This is a genomic window from Flavobacterium sp. GNP011 (genome assembly GCF_056428925.1).
Genome location: NZ_JBWJVJ010000044.1, coordinates 1 through 1,835, shown reverse-complemented (window position 1 = coordinate 1,835; position 1,835 = coordinate 1). Strand labels below are relative to the sequence as shown.

2 protein-coding genes are annotated in these 1,835 nt (G+C 33.8%); one reads left to right on the top strand and one right to left on the bottom strand.

All coding sequences use genetic code 11. From position 1 onward, the window contains the following. Positions 1 to 195: 195 nt before the first annotated feature. Positions 196 to 663 (bottom strand): hypothetical protein, encoded by a 468-nt coding sequence (locus AC061E_RS16530; protein WP_478285600.1) that lies wholly within the window; start codon positions 661 to 663, stop codon positions 196 to 198. Between the two features lie 342 nt (positions 664 to 1,005). On the opposite strand from AC061E_RS16530, the gene AC061E_RS16525 reads away from it, so the two are divergent. Beyond that, positions 1,006 to 1,835, top strand: an 830-nt coding sequence (locus AC061E_RS16525; RefSeq protein WP_478287238.1) for a DUF4394 domain-containing protein, incomplete at its 3' end; no start/stop codon positions are given.

Sequence of the window (1,835 nt, the reverse complement as noted above, 5' to 3'; positions counted from 1 at the left end):
GAATTTACATAGCGCCTTCAGCGTATGAGACTTGGTTTATTACCGATGCGCTAACGTATGAAGATCTAGATTTTACTATTCAAGCCATTGATAAAGTGTCTAAAACTTTCTAAAAAAGGATTGACATAAAAATTACTTATTAAAAAATGCCCCAAAATAGTAGATACTATTTGGGGTGTTTTTTAAATTAAGCTTTTATTTTCTGTGAGACTCTATTCTATTCGCTTTTTTACCATGCTGATAAGCTAGTCTTTTAGCAGCTCGCTGCTGTCTTTCTGTTCTTGAAGCATCCCATTTTTTAAACTGCTCAGTCGAAAGAATTTTTTTCATTCGATCTTTCATCACAATTTGATTGTCTAGCATTTGGTTTTTAAGCTCAAAACGCTCATTAGATGTTAGTTGTTTTTTTTCTGCGGTTTTATTGGCTTTTCTATTAGCAAGCATCGCTTCACGTTTAGTGCTTTGTTCTGCAAGAAGTGAACTAATTTCTTTTTGCTGAGATGCATTAAGATCTAGTTCCAGCGTCATTTTCTTGACCTGTAAGGCTCTTTTTTGATCGGTACTCATGCGTTCCATTTTAGCACCCTCAGTTCTTGTTTTTCTTTCTTGCGCTTGACTTGTTATTCCAAAAGCTAAAACCATTACAATCAATAATTTTTTCATTTTTTTTTGTTTTAAAGTTTATTGCTATAGGACAAATGCGAAACAAAAAAGTTTAATACTTAACAAAAAATTATCTAGAAAATGGTTGTTATGGAGGATTATTTCTTTCAATTTTAGCAATATAGAAACGTTTTTTTAAGTTTACATTCTTTTTTTCAACAGAATTGGATTTAATTTACCCGTTTTTTTTATTCTTTTTTTTAACTGTAATGCATGAGAATTTTAAAGTGTAGTTAGCAAATTACAGTTTGATTTTCATTGGATAACCAAAAAAAAATAGATTTGGTAAAACCAAATTAAATATCGTTTCGTAAATGTTTGTATAACCAAATAAAAAAAACGATGAAAAAGAAACAACTTAATTTAGGTTTTGCTTCCTTGCTAGGGGTAGCATTTTTGTCCCTTACAGCAATTTCATGTAATGACGATGATTCAAACGATATGATGATGGCAGCTGTTGCTCCAGATGTAAATTTTACCGCACTGGCTAGTAATAACACGATTCTTACTTATAATGCGCGTAATCTATCGACTTCGTCTTCTAGTGTTGCAATTGTCGGATTGCCCTCTTCAGAAAATATTGTGAGTATTGATTATAGACCAGCAACGGGACAATTGTACGGTTTAGGCTCGTCAAGCCGTTTGTATGTTATTAATGAAAAAAGTGGCGTGGCAACTGTATTGGGTTCAACTACTTTTGCGCCTATTTTAGCTAGTACAAATGCTTCGCTTGATTTTAATCCAACAGTTGACAGAATTAGATTGGTTACAGATTCTGGTCAAAATTTGAGATTGCACCCTGAGTTAGGTACAGTAGTTGCAACTGATGGCGCTATAAATGGTGGTGCAAATGCAAAAATTGGTGCCGTAGCATATACCAATAGTATTGCTGGAGCTACAACAACCATGTTGTACGATATAGATTTTGAGCAAGATAAATTGTACATGCAAACACCTCCAAATGATGGGACACTGCAAGTTGTGGGGGATCTAGGCGTTAACTTTCAAGGGGTAGGAGATATGGACATTTTACCTGATAACTCTACCGCATTAGCAGTTACTAACAATGCTAATGTTACTACATTATTCACAATTGATTTAGCTACAGGTAAAGCAGTTGTGAATAATGTAGTAACATTAGCATTGTTAGTAACTGCTAATGCGGTAGAGTT

Excerpts from the sequence above, each read along its gene's own strand:
- AC061E_RS16530 (WP_478285600.1), bottom strand. The coding sequence starts at position 663 with ATGAAAAAATTATTGATTGTAATGGTTTTAGCTTTTGGAATAACAAGT.